Consider the following 4,816-nt stretch of genomic DNA (forward strand, 5'->3'; position numbering starts at 1 on the left):
AACTGGGCATCGACATCATCCCCATCCTGACCAAGGCCGACAAGGTCAAGCAGAAGGAGCGCGCCCAGCGCCAAAGCCAGTGGCAGAACATCCTTGGCGGCGCCAAGCCCATTATCAGTTCCGCCAAGACCGGCATGGGGCAGGACCAAATCTGGACCGCCCTCCGCGAGGCCGCGCAGGACGATTAGCCGAGCCCGCCCTTTCCGCCACTCAGCACCTTTCCGCAATTCGATACACAAAAAACGCTGCCGGAGCATCACTCCGGCAGCGTTTTTTGTTTGGTCAGTCTTTGCCGCGCCCTACGCGTTTTGGCGCGTGGGGATGGCGCACCAGACAAGGCGCGCCCCGGCAAGGGTGCAGAAGATGATATTGCCCAGCCATGCACCGATGGCTGGCGGCAGAACGCCGTTCTGCCCCAGCGTCATGCCAATCATAAAGACCACATAATACGCAAAGGTCAGCACCAGCGACAACGCAATGTTCAGATAGATATTCTCCGACAGGGTCACCAGCGCCATGGCAAGCAGCCCCATGGCAAGGATGGAGAACGCATACGACCATTTGCTGTGCCACGAGGTAAGCAGCACCTCCACATTGGAGCCGGATTCCTCCAGTTTGGAGATGGTATCGCTCAGTTGCCACAGCGGAAGCTGAGCGGGGTCCATGTCCGGGTCCACCGCCAAAAAGGCCTTGAGGTCCTGCTTGATGGGCACCGTCACTTCCGGACGCTTCTCATAGCGGAAGGTCTGGGGGTTCAGCACGCTTGCGTCCTGCAGCACCCAGTGGCCGGGCTTCGCTTCGGCGGTGGCGGCGTCGTATTGATGGGTGAGGGAGCGGCGGTCTTCGCTCAGCTGATAGATGTGTACGCCGCGCGCCTGACGCAGTGCGGGCACGGCCTCGGCGATTTCAACAATATAATCGCCCTCTTTCAGCCACAGGTTGCGCATGGTGGTTTCCTCCACCACGTTGCCGCGCACATCCTCGGACCAGATGCGGCTGGACATCTGTTGCCCATACACGCCCACAAACTGCGCAAAGACAAGCTGAATCACGCACCACAGCAGGGAGTAGGCAATGTAGAACGACGACAGGCGGCCAAAGGAGATGCCCCCTGCCCGCAGGGCAAGCAGTTCGCGGTGGCGCGCCATCAGACACAGCTGGGCCACCACGGACAACAGGAACACCGCAGGCAAAATCTGCGAAATAATCAGCGGCAGCTTCACCGCAAAATATGTCGCAATGGTGGACAGGCCAAGGCCCGCCTCCAGAAAGTCGTCCAACCTGTCGAACACGTCGGTCAGCAGGTACAGCCCCGCACCAACGGCAAGACATGTAAGGATATAGAACATGTTCTGCCGCAGCAGATAGGTATTGAGCGTCTTATGAAACATGTTCGGCCTTCCGTCCCAGCGTTCTCAGGTGTCGCATCCACTCCACCACGGGGATGGAGCGTTCATTGGCCGCTTGCCGCAGGCCATAGAGTCCAGCAAAGAAGAACAGCACGTCCGGCAGCCACAGCCCCACAACGGGGGACAAGACGCCGGTTTCGCCAAGGGACAGGCCAAGGGACAACAGCGTGTAGTACCCAAGGAAGAAGCCCAGCGCGAGGAGCAGCCCCCAGTGCCTGTGCAGGCCGCTGAACATGGACGCCATGGGAATGGCGAACAGCCCCAGCACCAGACAGGCCAGCGGCAGAACCACCCTCTTCTGGATTTCCACGCGGATTTTACGCGCCCAGTTGTCGTCCACGCCCTCGCTGATGTTTTTGTCATTCAGCTCATGCAGGCGCGTCCACGACATTTCCTTGGGGCGGACGTCTCCGGGCTTGTAGCCATGGAACATGCGCGAAAGGTCCATGCGCACCTGATAGGTGCCAAAGCCGATAACGCTCAGGCCGTCCTTTTCGTGACGGTAAATCTTGCCATTTTCCAGCTGGAAAACGATCTCGCCCTTATCCTTGTTGGTCTTGATAACGCCTGTGGGCGCAAGGATGGTTGACGCACGGTCGCCGCTGGAGGCGTCCTTGACAAACACGGTTTTCAGCTTGCCGCTCTTGGTGTCCGCATTCTGGGCATAGAGGGTCAGCCCCGGAAAATCCATATTAAAGACGCCGGGTTGCAGAACAAGCTGCGTCTTGGAGCGGGCTAGCTCCAGCATGGTGGACCGGAAGTTCTCCATACCCCAAGCAAGGCCGGAAAAAGATATCCAGAACGTCGCGGCGGTGCACATCAGCGCAAGAAGCAGCGGCGCGGGCAAAAGCTGGTACAGGCTCACGCCGGACGCGCGCAGCGCCGTAATCTCAAGGTCCGTATTCATGCGCAGCAGCGTCAGGAACACGGCCAGCATGCACGCGATGGGTATGAGCAACAGCAGAAAAAACGGGCTGAGGTAGGCGAACATCTTGAGGATGTCCACAAATCCAAGGCTCTGACTGATAAGGATATCCCGCAGCTGAAGCAGTCTACCTATAAGAAGAAGCGACAGAAGCGACCCCGCACACAGCGCAAACAGCGTGGCGAGTTCCTTGAACATCTGTCGTTGCAAAAGTGATGGAAATAGCGGATTACGCAGGGGAGTCGTCCTGTTTCTTGAGGTTCTTTCTGTAGAATTCCACGAGGAGTTCCTCGTCCTTTGGACCAAGGTTGAAACGCATAGAGGCCTCTTGCACAAGGGCGTGGATGTCCTTTGGCTCATCCTCAAGCTGCTCACTCAACCAACGAACCGCACGGCGCAGAAGTTCACTCTCGGGCATAATCGTCGTCATAGTCCCTCCTTCCCGCCGGGTTGCGGGGTTCACTGGCATCTACACCATCACCGGGGTGCTTGCAACTTGTCCCCTCATGGGCTAGGCGCTGGTGACGGCGCATAACCGCCGCACATAACATATACTCTCAAGGAGACGAATGTGGAATCCATCGTCCAAGCCGCCATCCTTGGCGTTGTGGAGGGGCTGACAGAGTTCCTGCCCGTCTCGTCCACAGGGCACCTTATCATCACTGGGCACCTGCTCGGATTCACGGGGCAAAAGGCCAACACGTTCGAAGTGGTCATCCAGCTTGGCGCCATCCTCGCGGTGGTCGTGCTGTACTGGGAGCGCTTTTGGGGGCTTGTCCGCCCAACCGAGGAGCGCCGGTTTTCCGGAATATACGGCCTGTGGCTGCTGTTTTTGACCTCACTGCCCGCAGGGCTGGCCGGACTGGCCGCCCATGACTTCATAAAAACCCACCTCTTTGGCCCCTACACCGTCGCCCTTGCCCTAGGCGTTGGCGCGCTGGCCATTTTGTGGGTGGAGCGCAAACAGCGCCCCGCGCATACCAACACCCTCGACGAGGTGACGCCACTCTTGGCCCTCGGCATCGGCGCGTTTCAGTGCCTTGCCCTGTGGCCGGGCTTTTCGCGCTCCGCCGCCACCATCATGGGCGGCATGATTCTGGGGGCGCGGCGTACCGTTGCTGCAGAATACTCCTTCATCGCCGCTGTGCCCATCATGTTCGCGGCCACCGGCTACGACCTGCTCAAAAGCTACGACCTGTTCACCGCGGCGGATATTCCGTTCATGGCCGTTGGTTTCGTCGTCAGCTTCATTTCCGCGTGGCTGGCGATCAAGGTCTTCATCAGCCTGCTTGGCAAGGTGACACTGCGGCCTTTTGCATGGTACCGTCTCGCCATCGCGCCAATCGTTCTTGTCTGCTGGCAGATGGGGATTTTTTGAAAAAATCGTAATTTTCCCTTGCATTCGATTTTGAAACTCCCTATAAGCCAATTCCCGACGCGGTGAGGCAAAACTCACAGCGCGGCACCCATAAAGTGGCGAGGTAGCTCAGGTGGTCAGAGCATGCGGCTCATATCCGCAGTGTCGGAGGTTCAAGTCCTCTCCTCGCTACCACTGATTGCACAGCCCCTTCTGCGAAAGCGGAAGGGGCTTTTTCTGTATTTGGGGGCCTCGTCTCCTCCCCTCTCCAGCGCAGCGCGCCCATCCACGCCCCTTCACAAGCGTGGCAAAGGCGCGAGAACACGCCCCTGCCCCCATCCACTCAAGGCCCAACCCAAGCACCAAAACGGACAGACATACGCCTGCCCGGTTTGGGTTGCCTTGGAAGCCAAGGCGGTTAGGGGGTGGAGTTGGTGGCGTTTGCAGGTGGCCAGATGATGCTGACAAATTCCGGGCAGTCGATGAAGGGGTTGCGGTTGCCCTGCGTGAAGTGGACCCGTGAGTTCCGTGTCCGTTCACAATCGCTGACGGGGTCCAGCGTGTGCCACGTGAGGAGTTCGGCAAGGTTGCCCAGGTCGGTGCCATTGGTGCTGGTGGCATTCGAGGTCACAAGGGTCAGGTCCCCGGTGTTGCCGAATGCTCCATCGTACATCACATCCATGTAAAAGAGCGCCCGCGCCACGTCGCCCTTCACCTCGTCGGGCGGCTCAAATGTCGTTGCCGTCATCTTGTACGTTGTGCCGTTGAACACTGAGGTGGTGCCGCCCGGCGCGAAGTCGAGGTTCCCACGGTCGGCGTTGATATGCTTATTGGCGGGATACAAGTGGTGCAGGTCCACCGCGGCTTTGACATGCTCTTCAATCCACTCCTTGTCTTTCTTGTCATTGCGCATTTTGCTGGTTGGCCAGAGGTGTTCTCTGTTCCAGCAGTACGGACTGGTGTAGGTTTTGCTGCACTTGTCGCCTGTGGGAAGGATGTTGCGGCTATAGAGAAGACGCACCGTGGCATTGGGATAGCCGTCCGTCCAGAACAGCGAATTCCACGTTGAACCATAGCTCCCAAATGTCGTGTTTTGATGGATAAAGGTGTTGAGCGCGCTGCGCA

The 4,816-nt window shown here is 58.6% G+C and carries 5 protein-coding genes, 1 tRNA gene and 1 pseudogene; 3 read left to right on the forward strand and 4 right to left on the reverse strand.

Annotated features, from left to right (window positions below; translation table 11 throughout):
- Positions 1-188, forward strand: a pseudogene (locus ACY69P_RS14240) (ribosome biogenesis GTP-binding protein YihA/YsxC); the annotation flags it as partial.
- Positions 189-299: 111 nt separating this feature from the next.
- On the opposite strand, the gene lptG reads toward ACY69P_RS14240, so the two are convergent.
- The 3 genes from lptG to ACY69P_RS14255 are packed head-to-tail and all read right to left on the reverse strand — an operon-like array spanning position 300 to position 2,764.
- Positions 300-1,391 (reverse strand): LPS export ABC transporter permease LptG, encoded by a 1,092-nt coding sequence (lptG, locus tag ACY69P_RS14245; RefSeq protein ID WP_462327949.1) that lies wholly within the window; start codon positions 1,389-1,391, stop codon positions 300-302.
- Positions 1,381-2,544, reverse strand: coding sequence for an LPS export ABC transporter permease LptF (gene lptF, locus ACY69P_RS14250; protein WP_462327950.1), 1,164 nt, complete (start codon positions 2,542-2,544; stop codon positions 1,381-1,383). Before lptF ends, lptG begins: the two co-directional genes overlap by 11 nt.
- Positions 2,545-2,563: 19 nt before the next feature.
- Entirely contained in the window at positions 2,564-2,764 is a 201-nt protein-coding gene (locus ACY69P_RS14255) for a hypothetical protein (protein WP_404844943.1), read from the reverse strand.
- A gap of 141 nt (positions 2,765-2,905) precedes the next feature.
- On the opposite strand from ACY69P_RS14255, the gene ACY69P_RS14260 reads away from it, so the two are divergent.
- Both ACY69P_RS14260 and ACY69P_RS14265 read left to right on the forward strand, forming a co-directional pair.
- Positions 2,906-3,712 carry an undecaprenyl-diphosphate phosphatase gene (locus ACY69P_RS14260; protein WP_404844942.1) on the forward strand — a complete coding sequence of 269 codons (807 nt, stop codon included), beginning with the start codon at positions 2,906-2,908 and terminating at the stop codon, positions 3,710-3,712.
- Between the two features lie 97 nt (positions 3,713-3,809).
- Positions 3,810-3,886, forward strand: a tRNA-Met gene (locus tag ACY69P_RS14265).
- A 223-nt stretch (positions 3,887-4,109) separates the two neighbouring features.
- Here ACY69P_RS14265 and ACY69P_RS14270 read toward each other — a convergent pair.
- On the reverse strand, positions 4,110-4,816 hold a 707-nt coding region (locus ACY69P_RS14270; RefSeq protein WP_462327951.1), incomplete at its 5' end, for an endonuclease I family protein.

The organism is Desulfobaculum sp. (genome assembly GCF_054921475.1).